At 70.6% G+C, this 21,067-nt stretch carries 18 protein-coding genes; 2 read left to right on the top strand and 16 right to left on the bottom strand.

What is annotated here, in order from left to right:
* Positions 1–74 precede the first annotated feature (74 nt).
* Genes nuoN through ACZ6KF_RS31295 form a run of 14 tightly spaced genes read right to left on the bottom strand, consistent with a single transcriptional unit; the run spans position 75 to position 16,146 of the window.
* Positions 75–1,724 carry an NADH-quinone oxidoreductase subunit NuoN gene (nuoN, locus tag ACZ6KF_RS31360; RefSeq protein WP_469178392.1) on the bottom strand — a complete coding sequence of 550 codons (1,650 nt, stop codon included), beginning with the start codon at positions 1,722–1,724 and terminating at the stop codon, positions 75–77.
* Entirely contained in the window at positions 1,721–3,292 is a 1,572-nt protein-coding gene (locus tag ACZ6KF_RS31355; RefSeq protein WP_356632328.1) for an NADH-quinone oxidoreductase subunit M, read from the bottom strand. The genes nuoN and ACZ6KF_RS31355 overlap by 4 nt, the downstream gene beginning before the upstream one ends.
* Before the next feature lie 5 nt (positions 3,293–3,297).
* Positions 3,298–5,247: an NADH-quinone oxidoreductase subunit L gene (nuoL, locus tag ACZ6KF_RS31350; RefSeq protein ID WP_356632330.1), complete on the bottom strand. Its 1,950-nt coding sequence runs from the start codon at positions 5,245–5,247 to the stop codon at positions 3,298–3,300.
* A gap of 15 nt (positions 5,248–5,262) precedes the next feature.
* A complete protein-coding gene (gene nuoK / locus ACZ6KF_RS31345) occupies positions 5,263–5,562 on the bottom strand; it encodes an NADH-quinone oxidoreductase subunit NuoK (RefSeq protein WP_100598032.1) in 300 nt (99 codons plus the stop codon).
* Positions 5,559–6,401 carry an NADH-quinone oxidoreductase subunit J gene (locus ACZ6KF_RS31340; RefSeq protein ID WP_356632332.1) on the bottom strand — a complete coding sequence of 281 codons (843 nt, stop codon included), beginning with the start codon at positions 6,399–6,401 and terminating at the stop codon, positions 5,559–5,561. Before ACZ6KF_RS31340 ends, nuoK begins: the two co-directional genes overlap by 4 nt.
* Entirely contained in the window at positions 6,398–7,048 is a 651-nt protein-coding gene (nuoI, locus tag ACZ6KF_RS31335) for an NADH-quinone oxidoreductase subunit NuoI (RefSeq protein ID WP_356632334.1), read from the bottom strand. The genes ACZ6KF_RS31340 and nuoI overlap by 4 nt, the downstream gene beginning before the upstream one ends.
* Positions 7,041–8,417 (bottom strand): NADH-quinone oxidoreductase subunit NuoH, encoded by a 1,377-nt coding sequence (gene nuoH, locus ACZ6KF_RS31330; protein ID WP_469160094.1) that lies wholly within the window; start codon positions 8,415–8,417, stop codon positions 7,041–7,043. The genes nuoI and nuoH overlap by 8 nt, the downstream gene beginning before the upstream one ends.
* A complete protein-coding gene (locus tag ACZ6KF_RS31325) occupies positions 8,414–10,942 on the bottom strand; it encodes an NADH-quinone oxidoreductase subunit G (RefSeq protein WP_469241444.1) in 2,529 nt (842 codons plus the stop codon). Before ACZ6KF_RS31325 ends, nuoH begins: the two co-directional genes overlap by 4 nt.
* Positions 10,939–12,285: an NADH-quinone oxidoreductase subunit NuoF gene (gene nuoF / locus ACZ6KF_RS31320; protein WP_469178389.1), complete on the bottom strand. Its 1,347-nt coding sequence runs from the start codon at positions 12,283–12,285 to the stop codon at positions 10,939–10,941. Before nuoF ends, ACZ6KF_RS31325 begins: the two co-directional genes overlap by 4 nt.
* On the bottom strand, positions 12,285–13,163 hold the full coding sequence (gene nuoE, locus ACZ6KF_RS31315; RefSeq protein ID WP_356632342.1) for an NADH-quinone oxidoreductase subunit NuoE: 879 nt from the start codon (positions 13,161–13,163) through the stop codon (positions 12,285–12,287). Before nuoE ends, nuoF begins: the two co-directional genes overlap by 1 nt.
* Positions 13,160–14,482: an NADH-quinone oxidoreductase subunit D gene (locus tag ACZ6KF_RS31310; protein ID WP_356632344.1), complete on the bottom strand. Its 1,323-nt coding sequence runs from the start codon at positions 14,480–14,482 to the stop codon at positions 13,160–13,162. The genes nuoE and ACZ6KF_RS31310 overlap by 4 nt, the downstream gene beginning before the upstream one ends.
* On the bottom strand, positions 14,479–15,222 hold the full coding sequence (locus ACZ6KF_RS31305; RefSeq protein ID WP_356632346.1) for an NADH-quinone oxidoreductase subunit C: 744 nt from the start codon (positions 15,220–15,222) through the stop codon (positions 14,479–14,481). The genes ACZ6KF_RS31310 and ACZ6KF_RS31305 overlap by 4 nt, the downstream gene beginning before the upstream one ends.
* Entirely contained in the window at positions 15,219–15,773 is a 555-nt protein-coding gene (locus tag ACZ6KF_RS31300; protein WP_031141109.1) for a NuoB/complex I 20 kDa subunit family protein, read from the bottom strand. The genes ACZ6KF_RS31305 and ACZ6KF_RS31300 overlap by 4 nt, the downstream gene beginning before the upstream one ends.
* 13 nt (positions 15,774–15,786) lie before the next feature.
* Entirely contained in the window at positions 15,787–16,146 is a 360-nt protein-coding gene (locus ACZ6KF_RS31295; RefSeq protein WP_007383963.1) for an NADH-quinone oxidoreductase subunit A, read from the bottom strand.
* Between the two features lie 719 nt (positions 16,147–16,865).
* Here ACZ6KF_RS31295 and ACZ6KF_RS31290 point away from each other — a divergent pair.
* On the top strand, positions 16,866–17,690 hold the full coding sequence (locus tag ACZ6KF_RS31290) for a C40 family peptidase (protein WP_469241442.1): 825 nt from the start codon (positions 16,866–16,868) through the stop codon (positions 17,688–17,690).
* Between the two features lie 234 nt (positions 17,691–17,924).
* On the opposite strand, the gene ACZ6KF_RS31285 is transcribed toward ACZ6KF_RS31290, so the two are convergent.
* Complete coding sequence (locus ACZ6KF_RS31285) at positions 17,925–19,232, bottom strand: geranylgeranyl reductase family protein (RefSeq protein ID WP_469241440.1); 1,308 nt, start codon at positions 19,230–19,232, stop codon at positions 17,925–17,927.
* Between the two features lie 97 nt (positions 19,233–19,329).
* Here ACZ6KF_RS31285 and ACZ6KF_RS31280 point away from each other — a divergent pair, with 97 nt between their 5' ends.
* Positions 19,330–19,854 carry a GNAT family N-acetyltransferase gene (locus tag ACZ6KF_RS31280; RefSeq protein ID WP_469241438.1) on the top strand — a complete coding sequence of 175 codons (525 nt, stop codon included), beginning with the start codon at positions 19,330–19,332 and terminating at the stop codon, positions 19,852–19,854.
* Positions 19,855–20,298: 444 nt separating this feature from the next.
* Here the strand turns inward: ACZ6KF_RS31280 and ACZ6KF_RS31275 are convergent, their stop codons facing one another.
* Positions 20,299–20,994: a demethylmenaquinone methyltransferase gene (locus ACZ6KF_RS31275; protein WP_356632354.1), complete on the bottom strand. Its 696-nt coding sequence runs from the start codon at positions 20,992–20,994 to the stop codon at positions 20,299–20,301.
* Between the last annotated feature and the right edge of the window lie 73 nt (positions 20,995–21,067).

Below are 21,067 nucleotides of genomic sequence, written 5' to 3'. Positions count from 1 at the left end.
GAGCCCGTACGGCGACGGCCCGGCGCCCCGCTCACGCGGGGCGCCGGGCCGTCGCCGCATCGGCGCGCAGCGGATCAGCGCACGAACACCCCCGCGTCGCCCGCCAGTTCCAGGAAGTACTGCGGCGCCACGCCCAGCACCAGCGTGACCGCGACGCCCACCCCGATCGCCGTCACCGTCAGCGGGGACGGGACCGCGACCGTCGGGCCCTCGGGCCGCGGTTCGCTGAAGAACATCAGGACGATCACGCGGATGTAGAAGAACGCCGCGATCGCCGAGGAGATCACGCCGACCACGACCAGCGGGCCCGCGCCGCCCTCCGCCGCCGCCTTGAACACGGCGAACTTGCCCGCGAAGCCGGACGTGAGCGGAATGCCCGCGAAGGCCAGCAGGAAGACCGCGAACACCGCCGCCACCAGGGGCGACCGGCGGCCGAGCCCGGCCCACTTGGACAGGTGCGTCGCCTCGCCGCCCGCGTCCCGCACCAGCGTGACCACCGCGAACGCGCCGATCGTCACGAACGAGTACGCGGCCAGGTAGAAGAGGACGGACGAGACGCCCTCGGGCGTGGTGGCGATGACGCCGGCGAGGATGAAGCCCGCGTGCGCGATCGACGAGTAGGCCAGGAGCCGTTTGATGTCGGTCTGGGTGATGGCGATGATCGCGCCGCCCAGCATGGTGACGATCGCCACGCCCCACATCACCGGCCGCCAGTCCCAGCGCAGCCCCGGCAGCACCACGTACAGGATGCGCAGGAGCGCGCCGAAGGCGGCCACCTTGGTCGCCGCCGCCATGAAGCCGGTGACCGGCGTCGGCGCGCCCTGGTAGACGTCCGGCGTCCACATGTGGAACGGCACCGCGCCGACCTTGAACAGCAGGCCCATCACGATCAGCGCCGCCCCGAGCAGCAGCAGCGCGTCGTTGCCCATGGTGTTGGCGAGCGCCGGGGTGACCTCCGGCACCGTGCCGTCGACGACCCGCGCGATCGTCGCGTACGACATCGAGCCCGAGTAGCCGTACAGCAGGGCGATGCCGAACAGCGTGAACGCGGAGGCGAACGCACCGAGCAGGAAGTACTTGACCGCGGCCTCCTGCGACATCAGCCGCTTGCGCCGGGCCAGCGCGCACATCAGGTACAGCGGCAGGGAGAAGACCTCCAGCGCCACGAACAGCGTCAGCAGGTCGTTCGCCGCCGGGAAGAGCAGCATGCCGGCGACCGCGAACAGCAGCAGCGGGAACACCTCGGTGGTGGCGAACCCGGCCCTGACCGCGGCCTTCTCGCTGTCGCTGCCCGGCACGGAGGCGGCCTGGGCGGCGAAGGAGTCGACCCGGTTGCCGTGCGCCGCGGGGTCGAGGCGCCGCTCGGCGAAGGTGAACAGGCTGACCAGCGCGGCCAGCAGAATGGTGCCCTGGAGGAACAGGGCCGGTCCGTCGACCGCGATGGCGCCCATCGCGGCGATGCGGGCCTTGGTGGTGCCGTACCCGTCCGCCGCGAGGGCGACGGTGCCCGCGAAGGCGGCGGCGAGGCCGACGACGCAGACGAACATCTGGACGTAGTACCGGGACTTGCGCGGCACGAACGCCTCGACGAGCACCCCGACGATCGCCGCGCCCAGCACGATCAGGATGGGCGACAGCTGCCCGTATTCGATCTTCGGCGCGTCGATCTTCGAGATCGGGTCGGCCGCGGTTGTCCACAGGCTGTGGACGGCTGTTGTGCTCATTTGGCCGCCTCCACGTCGGGTTCCGGGTCCTTCTTGTCGACGTCGGACATGGTGTGCTTCACGGCCGGGTTCACGATGTCCGTGACGGGCTTCGGGTAGACGCCCAGGAAGACCAGCAGCACGATCAGCGGCGCCACCACCACCAGTTCGCGCACCCGCAGGTCCGGCATCGTGGCGACCTCCGCCTTGACCGGGCCCGTCATCGTCCGCTGGTAGAGGACGAGGGTGTAGAGCGCGGCGAGGACGATGCCGAGGGTGGCGATGATGCCGATCACCGGGTAGCGCGCGAAGGTGCCGACCAGGACCAGGAACTCGCTGACGAACGGCGCGAGCCCCGGCAGCGACAGGGTGGCGAGGCCGCCGATCAGGAAGGTGCCGGCGAGCACCGGGGCGACCTTCTGCACACCGCCGTAGTCGGCGATGAGCCGCGAGCCGCGCCGCGAGATCAGGAAGCCCGCCACCAGCATCAGCGCGGCCGTCGAGATCCCGTGGTTGACCATGTAGAGCGTCGCGCCGGAGTGGCCCTGGCTGGTCATCGCGAAGATGCCCATGATGATGAAGCCGAAGTGCGAGATCGACGCGTACGCCACCAGGCGCTTGATGTCGCGCTGGCCGACCGCGAGCAGCGCCCCGTAGATGATGCTGATCAGGGCCAGCACCAGGACGACCGGCGTCGCCCACTCCGACGCCTCCGGGAACAGCCCGAGGCAGAAGCGGAGCATCGCGAAGGTGCCGACCTTGTCCACGACCGCCGTGATCAGGACGGCGACCGGGGCGGTGGCCTCCCCCATGGCGTTGGGCAGCCAGGTGTGCAGCGGCCACAGCGGGGCCTTGACCGCGAAGGCGAAGAAGAAGCCGAGGAACAGCCAGCGTTCGGTGTTCGTCGCCATCTCCAGCGAGCCGCTCGCCCGCGCCTCGGCGATCTCCTGGAGCGAGAAGCTCCCGGCGGCCACGTACAGGCCGATCACCGCGGCCAGCATGATCAGACCGCCGGCCAGGTTGTACAGCAGGAACTTCACGGCCGCGTACGACCGCTGGGTCGAGGCCGCCTTCTCGCCGTGCTCGTGGGCACGGTCCCCGAAGCCGCCGATGAGGAAGTACATCGGGATCAGCATGGCTTCGAAGAAGATGTAGAAGAGGAAGACGTCGGTGGCCTCGAAGGAGATGATCACCATCGCCTCGACGGCCAGGATCAGGGCGAAGAAGCCCTGCGTGGGCCGCCACCGGTTGCTGCCGGTCTCCAGCGGGTCGGCGTCGTGCCAGCCGGCCAGGATGATGAACGGGATCAGCAGGGCGGTCAGCGCGATCAGCGCCACCGCGATGCCGTCCACGCCCAGCTCGTACCGGACGCCGAACTCCGCGATCCAGGAGTGCGACTCGGTGAGCTGGTAGCGGGCGCCGTCGGGGTCGAAGCGGACCAGGACCGCCACGGCGAGGGCGAGCGTGGCGAGCGAGACCAGCAGGGCCAGCCACTTGGCGGCGGTGCGCCGCGCGGCCGGCACGGCGGCCGTGGCGATGGCCCCCACCGCCGGGAGCACCGCCGTCGCTGTCAGCAGAGGAAAGGACATCGGTATCAGACCGCCCTCATCAGCAGGGTCGCGGCGACGAGGACCGCCGCACCGCCGAACATCGAGACCGCGTACGACCGCGCGAAGCCGTTCTGCAGCCTGCGCATCCGCCCGGACAGGCCGCCGACCGAGGCCGCCGTGCCGTTGACCACTCCGTCGACCAGGGTGTGGTCGACGTACACCAGGGAGCGCGTGAGGTGCTCGCCGCCGCGGACCAGGACGACGTGGTTGAAGTCGTCCTGGAGCAGGTCGCGGCGGGCGGCCCGGGTGAGCAGCGACCCGCGCGGGGCGACGACCGGGATCGGGCGGCGGCCGTACTGGAGGTAGGCCAGGCCGACGCCGAGGACCATCACGGCGACCGTGCACAGCGTGACCGTGAGGGCGCTGAGCGGCGGGTGTCCGTGGTCCGGGTGGCCGGTGACCGGCTCCAGCCAGTGCACGAAGCGGTCGCCGATGCTGAAGAACATGCCTCCGAAGACCGATCCGACCGCGAGCACGATCATGGGGATGGTCATCACCTTGGGCGACTCGTGCGGGTGCGGCTCGGCGTGCGCGCCGTGGTGCTCGGCCGCGGGTTCGGCGCTCGGCGCCTCCGGCGAGGGGGTCGGCCGGTGGCGCCAGCGCTCCTCGCCGAAGAACGTCATCAGCATCACGCGGGTCATGTAGAACGCGGTGATGGCCGCGCCCAGCAGCGCGCAGCCGCCGAGGATCCAGCCCTCCGCGCCGCCCTTCGCGAACGCCGCCTCGATGATCTTGTCCTTGGTGTAGAAGCCGGACAGGAACGGGAAGCCGATGATCGCGAGGTAGCCGAGGCCGAAGGTGATGAACGTGATCGGCATGTACTTGCGCAGGCCGCCGTACTTGCGCATGTCGACCTCGTCGTTCATGCCGTGCATGACCGAGCCGGCGCCGAGGAACAGCCCGGCCTTGAAGAAGCCGTGCGTCACCAGGTGCATGATCGCGAAGATGTAGCCGATCGGGCCGAGGCCCGCGGCCAGCACCATGTAGCCGATCTGCGACATCGTCGAGCCGGCCAGCGCCTTCTTGATGTCGTCCTTCGCGCAACCGACGATCGCACCGAACAGCAGCGTGACCGCGCCGACGATGGTCACCACGAGCTGGGCGTCCGGCGCGGCGTTGAAGATCGCCCCGGAGCGGACGATCAGATACACGCCGGCCGTCACCATGGTCGCCGCGTGGATGAGGGCCGAGACCGGGGTCGGGCCCTCCATCGCGTCCCCGAGCCAGGACTGCAGCGGCACCTGGGCGGACTTGCCGCAGGCGGCGAGCAGCAGCATCAGGCCGATCGCGGTGAGCGTGCCCTCCGAGGTCTCCCCCACGCCGTCGAGCACCGGCCCGAAGGCGAAGGTGCCGAAGGTGGTGAACATCAGCATGATCGCGATCGACAGACCGACGTCGCCGACGCGGTTGACCAGGAAGGCCTTCTTGGCGGCGGTGGCGGCGCTGGGCTTGTGCTGCCAGAAGCCGATCAGCAGGTAGGAGGCGAGACCCACGCCCTCCCAGCCGACGTACAGCAGCAGGTAGTTGTCGGCGAGGACGAGCACCAGCATCGCCGCGAGGAACAGGTTGAGATAGCCGAAGAAGCGGCGGCGCCGCTCGTCGTGCTCCATGTACCCGATCGAGTACACGTGGATGAGCGAGCCGACGCCGGTGATCAGCAGCACGAACGTCATGGACAGCTGGTCGAGGCGCAGGGCCGCGTCGGCCTGGAAGCCCTCGACCGGGATCCAGCTGAACAGGTGCTTCGTGACCGTCCGGTGCTCGGCGTCCTTGCCCAGCAGGTCGGCGAAGAGGACGACGCCGAGGGCGAAGGAGACGGCGGCGAGGAGCGTGCCGATCCAGTGGCCGACGGCGTCCAGCCGCCGGCCACCGCACAGCAGGACGACCGCTCCGAGCAAGGGCGCCGCGATCAGCAGCGCAATCAGGTTCTCCACGATTCTTCCGACCCCTTACAGCTTCATCAGGCTGGCGTCGTCGACCGAGGCCGAGTGGCGGGAACGGAACAGCGACACGATGATCGCCAGCCCGACCACGACCTCCGCCGCGGCGACGACCATCGTGAAGAACGCGATGATCTGGCCGTCCAGGTTGCCGTGCATCCGGGAGAAGGCGACGAAGGCGAGGTTGCAGGCGTTGAGCATCAGCTCCACGCACATGAACAGCACGATGGCGTTCCGCCTGATCAGCACGCCGGTCGCGCCGATCGTGAACAGCAGGGCCGCGAGATACAGGTAGTTGACGGGGTTCACTTCGACGCCTCCTCGGTCCGCCGGAAGTGCGGCGGCTCGATCGCCTTGCGCTCCAGGCGTTCCTCCGCGCGCTGCTCCAGCGCCCGTAGGTCGTTCAGCGCCTCGGTGGACACGTCGCGGATCTGGCCGCGCTCGCGCAGCGTCTTGTTGACCGTCAGCTCGGACGGGGTGCCGTCGGGCAGCAGACCGGCGATGTCGACCGCGTTGTGCCGGGCGTAGACGCCGGGCGCGGGCAGCGGCGGAAGCTGCTTGCCCTCGCGGACGCGCTGCTCGGCCAGCTCGCGCTGGGTCTTCGCGCGCTCGGTGCGCTCGCGGTGGGTGAGCACCATGGCGCCGACGGCGGCCGTGATCAGCAGGGCGCCGGTCAGTTCGAAGGCGAAGACGTACTTGGTGAAGATGAGGGCGGCCAGGCCCTCGACGTTGCCGCCCGCGTTGGCCTGGCCGGTGCCGTTGAACTCCGTGAGGGAGGCGTTGCCGATGCCGCCGACCAGCAGGACGCCGAAGCCGAGCCCGCACAGCAGGGCCAGCCAGCGCTGGCCCTTGATGGTCTCCTTCAGCGAGTCCGCGGCGGTGACGCCGACGAGCATCACCACGAACAGGAACAGCATCATGATCGCGCCGGTGTAGACGACGATCTGCACGATGCCCAGGAAGTAGGCGCCGTTGGCGAGGTAGAACACCGCCAGCACGATCATGGTGCCGGCGAGACAGAGCGCGCTGTGCACGGCCCGCCGCATGAAGACGGTGCACAGGGCGCCGATCACCGCGACGGTGCCGAGGATCCAGAACTGGACGGCCTCTCCGGTGGAGGTGGAGTAGGCGGCGAGTTGCGCGGTCATCGGCCGATCACCTTCTCCGACGCCGGCTCGCTCTCCCCGAAGGTCGAGTCCGCCTCCTGCACGGTCTCGCCCTTGGAGACGGCGACCTGCCGCTCCGTGCCCGGCGCGGCCTCCGTCACCAGGCCGCGGTAGTAGTCCTGTTCGTCCGTGCCCGGGTGGATGGCGTGGGGCGTGTCGACCATGCCGTCCTCGAGGCCGGCGAGCAGCTGCTCCTTGGTGTAGATGAGGTTGGCGCGGCTGGAGTCGGCCAGCTCGAACTCGTTGGTCATGGTCAGCGCGCGCGTGGGGCACGCCTCGATGCACAGTCCGCACAGGATGCAGCGGGCGTAGTTGATCTGGTAGACGCGGCCGTACCGCTCGCCCGGCGAGTAGCGCTCCTCGTCGGTGTTGTCCGCGCCCTCCACGTAGATGGCGTCGGCGGGGCAGGCCCAGGCGCACAGCTCGCAGCCGACGCACTTCTCCAGGCCGTCCGGATGGCGGTTGAGCTGGTGCCGTCCGTGGAACCGCGGGGCCGTGGTCTTCTGCTGCTCCGGGTACTGCTCGGTCAGCCGCTTCTTGAACATGGCCTTGAAGGTCACGCCGAAGCCGGCGGCGGGGTTGAGGAAACCGGGCTTGGTCTGCCCGGCCTCCTTCGGCTCCTCAGCCATCGGACGCCTCCTTTCCATCCGTAGATCCGCCCAGAGATCCGTCACTGTGAGTATCGGGCCCGCCACTGACAATCAGCTCCCGCTCCCGGCGCGAGGGGCGCCGCGGCACCGGCGGCAGCTCCTGTCCGGGCAGCGGCGGCACGGGGAATCCGCCCGCCGTCGGGTCGAACTCCTCGGTCCGCTCCGGCGGTTCGGCGGCGGGCTTGTCGCGCTCGCGGAAGAAGTCCGCGACGAACGAGAGGAGCAGCAGGGCGAGCACACCGCCGCCGACGTAGAGGGCGATGTCGGTGAATTCGTAGTTCTCGTTGCGCAGGGCCCGCACGGTCGCGACCATCATCAGCCAGGCCAGGGAGACCGGGATGAGGACCTTCCAGCCGAGCTTCATCAGCTGGTCGTAGCGGACGCGGGGCAGCGAGCCGCGCAGCCAGACGAACAGGAACAGCAGCAGCTGCACCTTGAGCAGGAACCACAGCAGCGGCCACCAGCCGTGGTTGGCGCCCTCCCAGAAGGTGCTGACCGGCCACGGCGCCCGCCAGCCGCCCAGGAACAGGGTCACGGACACCGCCGAGACGGTGATCATGTTCGCGTACTCCGCGAGCATGAACAGAGCGAACTTGATCGACGAGTACTCGGTGTTGAACCCGCCGACCAGGTCGCCCTCGGACTCCGGCATGTCGAACGGGGCCCGGTTGGTCTCGCCCACCATGGTCACGATGTAGATCAGGAAGGAGACCGGCAGCAGCACGACGTACCAGCGGTCGGCCTGCGCCTCGACGATCGCCGTGGTCGACATCGAACCGGAGTAGAGGAACACCGAGGCGAAGGCGGCGCCCATGGCGATCTCGTACGAGATCATCTGCGCGCAGGACCGCAGGCCGCCGAGGAGCGGATAGGTGGATCCGGAGCTCCAGCCGGCGAGCACGATGCCGTAGATGCCGACCGAGGCGACCGCGAGGATGTACAGCATCGCGATCGGCAGGTCGGTCAGCTGCATCGTGGTGCGCTGGCCGAAGATCGAGATCTCGTTGCCGGCCGGGCCGAAGGGGATCACCGCGATCGCCATGAAGGCCGGGACGGTCGCGATGATCGGCGCGAGGATGTAGACCATCTTGTCCGCGCGCTTGACGACGACGTCCTCCTTCAGCATCAGCTTGATGCCGTCCAGGAGCGACTGGAGCATGCCCCAGGGGCCGTGCCGGTTGGGGCCGATGCGCAGCTGCATCCAGGCGACGACCTTGCGCTCCCAGACGATGGCGAACAGCACCGACAGCAGCACGAAGACGAAGCAGAACACCGCCTTGATCGCGACGAGCCACCAGGGGTCGCGGCCGAAGATCGAGAGGTCTGCAGCGGCGAGGTACGGGCTCATGCCTCCACCTCCTTGAGGGCTTCGTCGGCGGGCGTCGCCGGACCGATACGGACGAGGGAGCCGGGTACGGCGCCGGTGTCGGAGGCGACGCCACCGCCGACGGAGTTCAGCGGGAGCCAGACCACGCGGTCGGGCATCTCGGTGATCTGAAGCGGCAGTTCGACGGTGCCGGCGGCGCCGGTCACGGCGATCGTGCCGCCGTCCTCGACGCCGGCCTCGGCGGCCGTGGCGGCGGACACGCGCGCGCGTGCCGCGTGCCGGGTGCCGGCGAGCGCCTCGTCCCCCTGCTGGAGGAGGCCCAGGTCGAGGAGGAGCCGGTGCCCGGCGAGCACGGCCTCCCCGGCGGCGGGCCGTGGCAGCACGCCCGCGCTCTCCAGCGGGTCGGCCGCCCGGGGTCCGGACCAGGCGCCGAGCCGGTCCAGCTCCGCGCGTGTGGTGCGCAGATCCGGCAGCCCCAGGTGCACGTCCATGGCGTCGGCCAGCATCTGCAGCACCCGCGCGTCGGTGGGCTCGACCCGCCGGGTCATCTGGTCGGGCTTGAGCGCGGGCTCGAACAGGCGGACCCTGCCCTCCCAGTTGAGGAAGGTGCCGGCCTTCTCGGCGACCGCGGCCACCGGCAGCACCACGTCCGCCAGCTCGGTCACCTCGCTGGGACGCAGCTCCAGCGAGACCAGGAAGCCGACCTCGGCGAGGGCGGCACGCGCGCGTGCCGGGTCGGGCAGGTCGGCCACCTCCACGCCCGCCACCAGCAGTGCCTGCAGCTCGCCGCCCAGGGCGGCGCCGATGATCTGGCCGGTGTCGCGGCCGTAGCGCAGCGGCAGTTCGGCGACGCCCCAGACGGCGGCGACCTCCTCACGGGCGCGCGGGTCGGTCGCCGGGCGCCCGCCCGGCAGCAGCGAGGGCAGCGCGCCGGCCTCGATCGCCCCGCGCTCCCCGGCCCGCCGCGGGATCCACACCAGCCGGGCGCCGGTCGCGGTGGCCGCCCGCACGGCGGCGGTCAGACCGCCGGCGACGGCGGCCAGCCGCTCGCCGACGACGATCACCGCCCCCTCGCCGCGCAGCGCCTGTGCCGCCGCGACCCCGGAGTCCTCCAGGCCGACCTCGCCCGCGAGGGCGTCCAGCCACTCGGTCTCGGTGCCGGGCGCGGCGGGCAGCAGCGTGCCGCCGGCCTTCTCCAGGCCGCGCGTGGCGTGCGTGGCCAGCGAGAACACCCGCTGTCCGTGCGCCCGCCAGGCCTTGCGCAGCCGCAGGAAGACGCCGGGCGCCTCCTCCTCGGACTCGAACCCGACCAGCAGCACGGCCGGCGCCTTCTCCAGGGCGGCGTACGTGACGCCGGTGCCGTCGAGGTCGCGGCCCCGTCCGGCGACCCGGGCGGCGAGGAAGTCGGCCTCCTCGCCGCTGTGCACCCGCGCGCGGAAGTCGATGTCGTTGGTGTCGAGCGCCACCCGCGCGAACTTGCTGTAGGCGTAGGCGTCCTCGACGGTCAGCCGGCCGCCGGTCAGCACGCCGGTGCGGCCCCTCGAGGCGAGCAGGCCCTGCGCGGCGATCTGCAGCGCCTCGGGCCAGGAGGCCGGGACGAGGTCGCCCTCGGCGTTGCGCACCAGGGGCGTCGTCAGCCGGTCCCGCTGCTGCGCGTAGCGGAAGGCGAAACGGCCCTTGTCGCAGATCCACTCCTCGTTGACCTCGGGGTCGTTGGCGGCGAGCCGCCGCATGACCTTGCCGCGCCGGTGGTCGGTGCGGGTCGCGCAGCCGCCGGAGCAGTGTTCGCACACCGACGGGGAGGAGATCAGGTCGAAGGGGCGGGAGCGGAAGCGGTAGGCGGCCGAGGTGAGCGCGCCGACCGGGCAGATCTGGATGGTGTTGCCGGAGAAGTACGACTCGAAGGGGTCGCCCTCGCCTGTGCCGACCTGCTGGAGCGCGCCCCGCTCCAGCAGCTCGATCATCGGGTCGCCCGCGATCTGGTTGGAGAACCGCGTGCAGCGGGCGCACAGGACGCACCGCTCGCGGTCGAGCAGCACCTGCGTGGAGATCGGGACCGGCTTCTCGTAGGTCCGCTTCTTGCCCTCGAAGCGGGACTCGGCGTTGCCGTGCGACATGGCCTGGTTCTGCAGCGGGCACTCGCCGCCCTTGTCGCAGACCGGGCAGTCCAGCGGGTGGTTGATGAGCAGCAGCTCCATCACGCCGTGCTGCGCCTTCTCGGCGACCGGCGAGGTGAGCTGAGTCTTCACCACCATTCCGTCCGTACAGGTGATCGTGCAGGACGCCATGGGCTTGCGCTGGCCCTCGACCTCGACGATGCACTGGCGGCAGGCGCCGGCCGGGTCGAGGAGCGGGTGGTCGCAGAAGCGGGGGATCTCGATGCCGAGCTGCTCGGCGGCGCGGATGACCAGGGTGCCCTTGGGCACGCTGATCTCGGCGCCGTCGATCGTCAGCGTGACGAGGTCCTCGGGCGGGACTGCGGCCTCGCCCCCTCCGGAGGAGCGCCGGCCCGCGGCGGAGCCGCTCTCGGACTGCTGAACGGTCATGCGTTCACCTCCGTACGGTCGGCCCAGGCCGTCGACTTGGCCGGGTCGAAGGGGCAGCCGCGGCCGGTGATGTGCTGCTCGTACTCCTCGCGGAAGTACTTCAGCGAGGAGAAGATCGGCGCGGCGGCGCCGTCGCCGAGGGCGCAGAAGGACTTGCCGTTGATGTTGTCGGCGATGTCGTTCAGCTTGTCGAGGTCGGACATGCGGCCCTTGCCGGCCTCGATGTCGCGCAGCAACTGCACGAGCCAGTAGGTGCCTTCGCGGCACGGTGTGCACTTGCCGCAGGACTCGTGGGCGTAGAACTCGGTCCAGCGGGTGACGGCGCGCACGACGCAGGTGGTCTCGTCGAAGCACTGCAGGGCCTTGGTGCCGAGCATGGAGCCGGCGGCGCCGACGCCCTCGTAGTCGAGCGGGACGTCGAGGTGCTCGTCGGTGAACATGGGCGTCGAGGAGCCGCCCGGCGTCCAGAACTTCAGCCGGTGGCCCGGCCGCATCCCGCCGCCCATGTCGAGCAGCTGGCGCAGCGTGACGCCGAGCGGGGCCTCGTACTGGCCGGGGCTGGCGACGTGGCCGCTGAGCGAGTAGAGCGTGAAGCCCGGGGACTTCTCGCTGCCCATCGACCTGAACCATTCCTTGCCGTTGTTCAGGATGGCGGGAACCGACGCGATCGATTCGACGTTGTTCACCACAGTGGGGCAGGCGTAGAGGCCCGCGACGGCGGGGAAGGGGGGACGCAGCCGGGGCTGGCCGCGGCGGCCTTCGAGCGAGTCGAGCAGCGCGGTCTCCTCACCGCAGATGTACGCGCCCGCGCCCGCGTGGACGGTGAGTTCCAGGTCGAGTCCGCTGCCGAGGACGTTCTCGCCGAGGTAGCCGGCCTCGTAGGCCTCGCGCACGGCGGAGTGCAGCCGCCGCAGCACGGGGACGACCTCGCCGCGCAGGTAGATGAAGGCGTGCGAGGACCTGATGGCGTAGCACGCGATGACGATGCCCTCGATCAGGCTGTGCGGGTTGGCGAACAGGAGCGGGATGTCCTTGCAGGTGCCCGGCTCCGATTCGTCGGCGTTGACGACGAGGTAGTGCGGCTTGCCGTCGCCCTGGGGGATGAACTGCCACTTCATCCCGGTCGGGAATCCCGCGCCGCCGCGGCCGCGCAGCCCGGAGTCCTTGACGTAGGCGATCAGGTCGTCGGGCGCCATCGCGAGCGCCTTGCGGAGCCCTTCGTACCCTCCGTGCCTGCGGTAGACGTCCAGCGTCCAGGACTCGTCCTCGTCCCAGAAGGCCGACAGCACGGGTGCCAGCAGCTTCTCCGGGCTGGTGTCCTTCACCTCGGGTGCCAAGGTCATCACTCCCCCTCCTCGGCGGTCGGGCCTGCCGGGTGGGCAGGGTCGGATGCCGACGTCTTCTGGGGCGCGTCGTGCGAGCTGGCGTGCTCGCCGGGCGACGGCTCGGACAGGGCGCGGTCGCGCGGCGGTACGTCGTCGTGCGGTCCGCCCTCGCGCGGGTGGACCACCCGGGCGGGCGCGGTCTCGCCCTTGGCCAGGCGCAGGCCCACCAGTGAGGCCGGTCCGGCGCTGCCGCCCGCCGCGACGGCGCCCTCCCGCTCGTCGGGGAAGCCCGCCAGGATGCGGGCCGTCTCCTTGAAGGTGCACAGCGGGGCGCCGCGGGTGGGCGTGACGGGTTGGCCCGCGCGCAGGTCGTCGACGAGGCGCAGGACGGTCTCGGGCGTCTGGTTGTCGAAGAACTCCCAGTTGACCATCACGACCGGCGCGTAGTCGCAGGCGGCGTTGCACTCGATGTGCTCGAGGGTGACCTTGCCGTCGTCGGTGGTCTCGCCGTTGCCGAGGCCGAGGTGCTCCTGGAGCGCCTCGAAGATCGCGTCACCGCCCATCACCGCGCACAGCGTGTTGGTGCAGACGCCGACCTGGTAGTCGCCGGACGGCCTGCGCCGGTACATGGTGTAGAAGGTGGCGACCGCGGTGACCTCGGCCGTGGTCAGCTCCAGCATGTCCGCGCAGAACCGCATCCCGGTGCGGGTGACGTACCCCTCCTCCGACTGCACCAGGTGCAGCATCGGCAGCAGGGCCGAGCGGGAGTCGGGGTAGCGGGCGATGATCGCGCGCGCGTCCCGCTCCAGCCGGGCCCGGACGTCGTCCGGGTAGCCGGGCGCCGGCAGCTCGGGCATGCCCAGGCTGACGCCCCGCTCGGAAGAAGAGGTGCTCACCGGTCGACGCCTCCCATCACGGGGTCGATGGACGCGACGGCGACGATCACGTCGGCGACCTGGCCGCCCTCGCACATCGCCGCCATGGCCTGCAGGTTGGTGAAGGACGGGTCGCGGAAGTGGACCCGGTAGGGGCGGGTGCCGCCGTCGGACACGGCGTGCACGCCCAGCTCGCCCTTGGGCGACTCGACCGCGGCGTACGCCTGCCCCGGCGGGACCCGGAAGCCCTCGGTGACCAGCTTGAAGTGGTGGATCAGGGCCTCCATGGAGGTGCCCATGATCTTCTTGATGTGGTCGAGGGAGTTGCCGAGGCCGTCCGGCCCGAGGGCGAGCTGGGCGGGCCAGGCGATCTTCTTGTCGGCGACCATGACCGGGCCGGGCTCGAGCCGGTCCAGACACTGCTCGACGATCCGCAGCGACTGGCGCATCTCCTCCAGCCGGATCAGGAAGCGGCCGTAGGCGTCGCAGGTGTCGGCGGTCGGGACGTCGAAGTCGTACGTCTCGTAGTCGCAGTACGGCTGCGCCTTGCGCAGGTCGTGCGGCAGGCCGGTGGAGCGCAGGATGGGGCCGGTGGCGCCGAGGGCCATGCAGCCGGCCAGGTCGAGATAGCCGATGTCCTGCATGCGGGCCTTGAAGATGGGGTTCCCGGTGGCGAGCTTGTCGTACTCCGGGAGGTTCTTCTTCATCTTCTTCACGAACTCGCGGATCTGGTCCACCGCGCCGGGCGGCAGGTCCTGGGCGAGTCCGCCGGGGCGGATGTACGCATGGTTCATCCGCAGGCCCGTGATGAGCTCGTAGATGTCGAGGATCATTTCACGATCACGGAAGCCGTAGATCATGATCGTGGTCGCGCCGAGTTCCATGCCGCCGGTGGCGATGCAGACCAGGTGCGAGGAGAGCCGGTTCAGCTCCATCAGCAGCACCCGGACGATCTTGGCGCGCTCGGTGATCTGGTCCTCGATGCCGAGGAGTTTCTCGACGGCGAGACAGTAGGCGGTCTCGTTGAAGAAGGACGTGAGGTAGTCCATCCGCGTCACGAACGTGGTGCCCTGCGTCCAGGTGCGGAACTCGAGGTTCTTCTCGATCCCGGTGTGCAGGTAGCCGATGCCGCAGCGGGCCTCGGTGACCGTCTCGCCCTCGATCTCCAGGATGAGCCGGAGCACCCCGTGGGTGGAGGGGTGCTGGGGGCCCATGTTGACGATGATGCGCTCGTCGTCGGCGCGGGCCGCGGACTGGACGACTTCGTCCCAGTCTCCGCCGGTGACCGTGTAGACGGTGCCCTCGGTGGTCTCCCTGGGGGAGGCGTGGGAAGTGCTCACGAGTACGACCTCCGCTGGTCCGGAGCCGGGATCTGGGCGCCCTTGTACTCGACGGGGATGCCGCCGAGGGGGTAGTCCTTGCGCTGCGGGAAGCCCTGCCAGTCGTCCGGCATCATGATCCGCGTCAGGGCCGGGTGACCGTCGAAGACGATCCCGAAGAAGTCGTAGGTCTCGCGCTCGTGCCAGTCGTTGGTCGGGTACACGGAGACCAGCGACGGGATGTGCCGGTCGCCGTCCGGGCAGCTGACCTCGAGGCGGATCAGCCGGTTGTGGGTGATCGAGCGCAGGTGGTAGACCGCGTGCAGCTCGCGGCCCTTGTCGTTCGGGTAGTGCACGCCGCTCACACCGGTGCACAGCTCGAAGCGCAGCGCCGGGTCGTCGCGCAGGGTGCGGGCGACGCGGACCAGGTGCTCGCGCTCGATGTGGAAGGTCAGCTCGCCGCGGTCGACGACCGTCTTCTCGATCGCGTTGTCCGGCAGCAGCCCCTGCTCCTCCAGGGCGCCCTCCAGCTCGTCGGCGACCTCGTCGAACCAGCCGCCGTAGGGGCGGGCCGAGGGGCCGGGCAGCCGGACGGAGCGGACCAGGCCGCCGTAGCCGGAGGTGTCCCCGCCGTTGTTCGCGCCGAACATGCCGCGCTGGACGCGGATCTCCTCGCCGCCGTCGCCGCGCTGTCCGGGGAGGTTGGAGGCCGAGAGCTCCTTCTCGGGGTTCGGCCCGCCGGCGCCGTTCGCCTCGCTCATCGCAGCAGCCCCTTCATCTCGATCGTGGGCAGTGCCTTGAGCGCCGCTTCCTCCGCCTCGCGGGCCGCCTCCTCGGCGTTCACGCCGAGCTTGGAGCTCTGGATCTTCTGGTGGAGCTTGAGGATGGCGTCCAGCAGCATCTCGGGGCGCGGCGGGCAGCCGGGCAGGTAGATGTCGACCGGCACGATGTGGTCGACGCCCTGGACGATCGCGTAGTTGTTGAACATGCCGCCCGAGGAGGCGCAGACCCCCATGGAGATCACCCACTTGGGATTCGGCATCTGGTCGTAGACCTGCCGCAGCACCGGCGCCATCTTCTGGCTGACCCGGCCCGCGACGATCATGAGGTCCGCCTGGCGGGGCGAACCGCGGAAGACCTCCATGCCGAAGCGCGCCAGGTCGTAACGGCCGGCGCCGGTGGTCATCATCTCGATGGCGCAGCAGGCGAGGCCGAAGGTGGCGGGGAAGACCGACGACTTGCGCACCCAGCCCGCGGCCTGCTCGACGGTGGTGAGCAGGAATCCGCTCGGCAGCTTTTCTTCGAGTCCCATGACGTAAAGCCCCTCAGTCCCATTCCAGGCCGCCGCGCCGCCACACGTACGCGTAGGCGACGAAGACGGTGAGCACGAAGAGCAGCATCTCCACGAGCCCGAACACACCGAGGGCGTCGAAGGTGACGGCCCACGGGTAGAGGAAGACGATCTCGATGTCGAAGACGATGAAGAGCATCGCCGTCAGGTAGTACTTGATGGGGAAGCGCCCGCCGCCGGCCGGCGTGGGGGTCGGCTCGATTCCGCACTCGTAGGCCTCGAGCTTGGCGCGGTTGTACCGCTTCGGACCGATCAGCGTGGCCATGACCACGGAGAAGATCGCAAAGCCTGCCCCGAGGGCTCCCAGTACGAGGATGGGCGCATACGCGTTCACCGCTCCTCGCTCCTCTCAGTCGGCACTGACTGCTGGCGGGTGGTACCTGGCTGGTGACCCAAGATCGAGAACATGTGAAGCAGGTCACAAGCCCAACTGCCTCGCATCTTATGCCCGCCGCTCTGTGATCTGCGACACGGGGTATCCCACTGAGTTTGTGATCTCCACCACCTGATGAAGGATCATGAAGTCGGATGAGCGGCGATCTTCGCACGGGAAGCGCTCAAGTGATCACCAGACGTGACATTTCCGCTCGTCGGCGCAGGTCCGAGCGGGTTCGAGGAGACGTCTCAATATCAAGAGAGTTCCGGCGCATGCAAATTGGCACTGGACGCGGCGGCTTGATAGTGGACCGCGTTCACACCCCGGAGGGAGCGCGGGGCGGGGTGTGGACGCGTGCACGCGTTCACGAGCACGGGTGCGCCGAGCCTGCCCGGCCGGACGCGGCCGATTCGGTAACCGTTCCGTGACCTCCGCCACATCCACGAGAGGCCCCTGAGAACCGGGCTTGGCCAACCATCCCAACCGATGGTAGGTCGCGGGCAATTCGGACGTAATGAAGAAAACCCGTGATCAAGGGCCTGAGACGCCGCGTCCGTATTGTCCGTTACGGCGTCAATAAAGAAGGACGGACCGGGCTTTCGGGCCACCGATTGAACAACTGTGGCGCAGGACACGTTTCTTGAAGGTATGAGGAGCCCCTGATACCGGTTGGTCTCATGTCCCACACCGCTCACATACGAAGCCACCGGAAGCCCCGCCGCAACGCGCCCTCAGTGGCGGTGCGCGCCGGAGTGGCCGGTGGCATCCTCAGCACCGTGGCAGTGGCCGGCGCATCGGCCGCGGCGAACGCCGCGGAGCCGGTGACGCAGACCCTCGAACTGCCCACCCTCACGGCCGACCTGGCCGCCCAGGTAGCCCAGTCCGCGGACGCCACGGAGCTGGCGGCCGCGAACTACGAGCTGGAGGCGGAGCGCGACGCGGCGGCCGCCCAGGCGGCCAAGGAGGCCCGGGCCGACCTCGCCGAGGCCAAGAAGAAGGCGGAGGCCCGGAAGAAGGCCGCCGAGGCCGCGCGCAGGGCCGCCGCGGAGCGTGCCGCACGCGACGCCGAGCGGGCCGACCTCACCGCGACGACGACCACGTCCGCCGCCGCCACGGCCACCGTCACGACCGCCTCGGCGCCGGCGAGCGGCAGCGTCGCGACGGTCATCGCCTTCCTCAAGGCGCAGCTGGGCGACGCCTACGTCATGGGCGCCTCCGGCCCCAACGCCTGGGACTGCTCCAGCCTCGTCCAGGCGGCCTTCCGCCAGGTCGGCGTGGACCTCCCGCGCGTCTCCCAGGACCAGTCGATGGTGGGCACGGACGTCTCCCTGTCCAACCTCGCGGTGGGCGACATCCTGTACTGGGGCGGCAAGGGCTCGGCGTACCACGTCGGCGTGTACATCGGGAACGGCCAGTACCTCGACGCGGCGAACCCCTCCAAGGGCGTCGTGATCCAGGACCTGTCGGGCTACCCGGCGTCGGGCGCGGTCCGCGTCCTCTGACGCCGGACACGAGGGTCGGCCAGGGCGACGAAACGCCACAAGGGCACAGCAAGGGGCCGCAGCCGCTCGGGGCTGCGGCCCCTTGGCCGTCGTACGGCGGCCCTACGACCGTGCGGGACGGCCGTGGGGCCGCCGTACGGCCGTGAACGGCCCGCGCAGGCCCGGCCGTACGGCGGGGCGCGCAGGGCGGCCGTCGGCGGGGCGTGACCGCCGTACGGCCGGCCTGCGACGGTGTCAGGCCTTCGGCGCCACCTTGCTCAGCCCGTTGATGATCCGGTCCATCGCGTCGCCGCCCGTCGGGTCGGTGAGGTTGGCGAGCAGCTTCAGGGTGAACCGCATCAGCATCGGGTGCGTGAGACCCCGCTCGGCGGCGAGCTTCATGATCTTCGGATTGCCGATGAGCTTCACGAAGGCCCGGCCGAGCGTGTAGTAGCCGCCGTAGGTGTCCTTCAGGACCTGCGGGTAGCGCCGCAGGGCCGCCTCGCGCTGGGCCGGGGTGGCCCGGGCGTGCGCCTGGACGATGACGTCGGCCGCGAGCTGCGCGGACTCCATGGCGTAGGCGATGCCCTCGCCGTTGAAGGGGTTCACCAGTCCGCCGGCGTCGCCGACCAGCAGCAGCCCGCGGGTGTAGTGCGGCTGCCGGTTGAAGGCCATGGGCAGCGCGGCGCCGCGGATCGGGCCGGTCATGTTGTCCGGGGTGTAGCCCCACTCCTCGGGCATGGACCCGCACCAGGCCATGAGCACCTCGCGCCAGTCCAGCTCCTTGAACGAGCTGGAGGTGTTCAGCACGCCCAGGCCGACGTTGGAGGTGCCGTCGCCCATGCCGAAGATCCAGCCGTAGCCGGGCAGCAGCCGGTCCTCGCCGGGGCCCCGGCGGTCCCACAGCTCCAGCCAGGACTCCAGGTAGTCGTCCTCGTGGCGGGGCGAGGTGAAGTACGTGCGCACCGCGACGCCCATCGGCCGGTCCTCGCGGCGGTGCAGGCCCATCGCCACCGACAGGCGGGTGGAGTTGCCGTCGGCGGCCACCACGAGCGGCGCGTGGAAGGTCACCTCCCGCTTCTCCTCGCCCAGCTTGGCGTGCACGCCGGTGATGCGGCCGGTGCGGTCGTCGATGATCGGGGCGCCGACGTTGCAGCGCTCGTACAGCCGGGCGCCCGCCTTCTGCGCCTGCCGGGCGAGCTGCTCGTCGAAGTCGTCGCGCTTGCGGACCAGCCCGTAGTCCGGAAAGGAGGCGAGATCCGGCCAGTCCAGCTGGAGCCGGACGCCGCCGCCGATGATGCGCAGGCCCTTGTTGCGCAGCCAGCCGGCCTCCTCGGAGATGTCGATGCCCATGGCCACGAGCTGCTTGACGGCGCGCGGCGTGAGGCCGTCGCCGCAGACCTTCTCGCGCGGGAACTCGGTCTTCTCCAGCAGCAGGACGTCGAGACCCGCCTTGGCCAGGTGGTACGCCGTCGTGGAACCCGCCGGGCCCGCGCCCACGACGATCACATCGGCGGTGTTCTCGGAGAGGGGTACGGAGTGGGGCTCGGACGCGTCAGTCACGGCGGGATCTCCCCAAGTTCGGAATCTGTGTGCCGATCGGCACTGGACACGGGCAGTCTATTCAGCAGAATTGATCAACCGGCCGAAGGGATGCCCAGTGAACCGAGTTCTGCCCGTGGTACGGCTGCGCGTCCCCACCGACGAGGACGCGGTCGCCTGGCACCGGGTCTTCGACCACCCGGACGTCATGGAGTTCCACGGCGGCCGGTCCGCCGAACTGTCCGTCTACGAGGAGCTGACCGCCCGCCAGCGCAAGCACGACGCCGAGCTGGGCTTCTGCCTGTGGACCGTGCTCGACGAGCACGACCGGGTCCTCGGCTTCACCGGCGCGCAGCCCTGGGAGCGGCCCTGGGGGCCGACGGGCGAGATAGAGATCGGCTGGCGGCTCGGCCGGGAGCACTGGGGCAAGGGGTACGTCACGGCCGCCGCGCTGATGACGCTGGACCGGCTGCGGGCACGCGGCGTCAACGGCGTCGTCGCCATGGTCCGCGCCGCCAACCACCGCTCGATCGCGGTCACCCGGCGGCTCGGCATGCACCTCGCCGAGACCTTCACGAGCCCCGACTCGCACCAGCCGGCCCACTGCTACCGACTCCGACTGGACCTCGCTCACTCCGCGTGAGGTTCGTCCGGTTTCGGCTACGGAAAGCCACTTGACGCTTCCGGCGCCCTCCCCGGCGGCCACGCCGCCCGTACCGCTGGGGGTGACGACCGTGCCCACCACGCCCAGGACGCGCCAGGTGCGCGTGACCGGGCTCGTCGGTCCGACGGCCGTGGACGCCCGTGCGGCCGCCGACGCGCACGGCGTCCGGCTCACCGCGCCCGACCGACCCGGCTTCCACCGCCCGGTCGTGTACCACGTCGCACGGCAGTACCCGCCGCCGGACGCCGAGGCGCCGCGCGGCTCGGCGGTCGCCGTGTGGTCCGACCCCGGGCGAGGGCGGCGGAGGCTCGGGCGTGCGCGAGCCGCGGCTGCCGGACGCCGCCGGGGGGCCTGCGCCGCGAGCGGGAGGCCGCGTCGGGCGACCCGGGCGCCGTGCTGCTCCTCGGGCTCCGCGGGTGAGGCTCAGCCCGCCTTGAAGCCCCGGTGCAGGGCCACGATCCCGCCGGACAGGTTCCGGTACGCCACCCTGGACCATCCGGCCTCGCGCAGCAGTGCGGCCAGCGCGGGCTGGTCGGGCCACTCCCGGATGGACTCGGCGAGGTACACGTAGGCGTCCGGGTTGGAGGAGACGGCCCGCGCGACGGGCGGCAGCGCCCGCATCAGGTACTCGGTGTAGACCTTGCGGAACGGCGCCCACGTCGGGTGCGAGAACTCGCAGATCACCACGCGCCCGCCGGGGCGGGTCACCCGCAGCATCTCGCGCAGCGCCGCGTCGGTGTCCTGCACGTTGCGCAGCCCGAACGAGATGGTGACCGCGTCGAAGACGTCGTCGGCGAAGGGCAGCCGCGTCGCGTCGCCCGCCGTCAGCGGCAGCCAGGGGTGCTTCTGCTTGCCCACCCGCAGCATGCCGAGGGAGAAGTCGCAGGGGACGACGTACGCGCCGGTGCGGGCGAACGGCAGGGAGGAGGTGGCCGTGCCGGCGGCCAGGTCGAGCACCTTCTGCGCGGGCCGGGCGTCGACGGCGCGGGCGACCTCTCTGCGCCACACCCGGTCCTGGCCGAGCGACAGCACGTCGTTGGTGAGGTCGTACCGTTCCGCCACGTCGTCGAACATCGAGGCGACTTCGTGCGGCTGCTTGTTCAGGGATGCGCGGGTCACGGGGTCATTGTGGCAGGAGGGGGTACGGCGCCACCGCAGCAGCCTCGGCCCGCCGCGCGCGGCGGCGTCCTCG

The organism is Streptomyces sp. NPDC046379 (genome assembly GCF_055587785.1).
Note: the sequence above shows the minus strand (reverse complement) of the source record. Positions and strands in the feature narration are given on the sequence as shown.

What these genes read in the sequence shown, in the direction of transcription:
- nuoN (WP_469178392.1), bottom strand. Translation starts at nt 1,724, where the DNA reads ATGAGCACAACAGCCGTCCACAGCCTGTGGACAACCGCGGCCGACCCG.
- ACZ6KF_RS31355 (WP_356632328.1), bottom strand. Translation starts at nt 3,292, where the DNA reads ATGTCCTTTCCTCTGCTGACAGCGACGGCGGTGCTCCCGGCGGTGGGG.
- ACZ6KF_RS31340 (WP_356632332.1), bottom strand. Translation starts at nt 6,401, where the DNA reads ATGACCGCGCAACTCGCCGCCTACTCCACCTCCACCGGAGAGGCCGTC.
- nuoI (WP_356632334.1), bottom strand. Translation starts at nt 7,048, where the DNA reads ATGGCTGAGGAGCCGAAGGAGGCCGGGCAGACCAAGCCCGGTTTCCTC.
- nuoH (WP_469160094.1), bottom strand. Translation starts at nt 8,417, where the DNA reads ATGAGCCCGTACCTCGCCGCTGCAGACCTCTCGATCTTCGGCCGCGAC.
- ACZ6KF_RS31325 (WP_469241444.1), bottom strand. Translation starts at nt 10,942, where the DNA reads ATGACCGTTCAGCAGTCCGAGAGCGGCTCCGCCGCGGGCCGGCGCTCC.
- nuoF (WP_469178389.1), bottom strand. Translation starts at nt 12,285, where the DNA reads ATGACCTTGGCACCCGAGGTGAAGGACACCAGCCCGGAGAAGCTGCTG.
- ACZ6KF_RS31305 (WP_356632346.1), bottom strand. Translation starts at nt 15,222, where the DNA reads ATGAGCGAGGCGAACGGCGCCGGCGGGCCGAACCCCGAGAAGGAGCTC.
- ACZ6KF_RS31300 (WP_031141109.1), bottom strand. Translation starts at nt 15,773, where the DNA reads ATGGGACTCGAAGAAAAGCTGCCGAGCGGATTCCTGCTCACCACCGTC.
- ACZ6KF_RS31290 (WP_469241442.1), top strand. Translation starts at nt 16,866, where the DNA reads ATGTCCCACACCGCTCACATACGAAGCCACCGGAAGCCCCGCCGCAAC.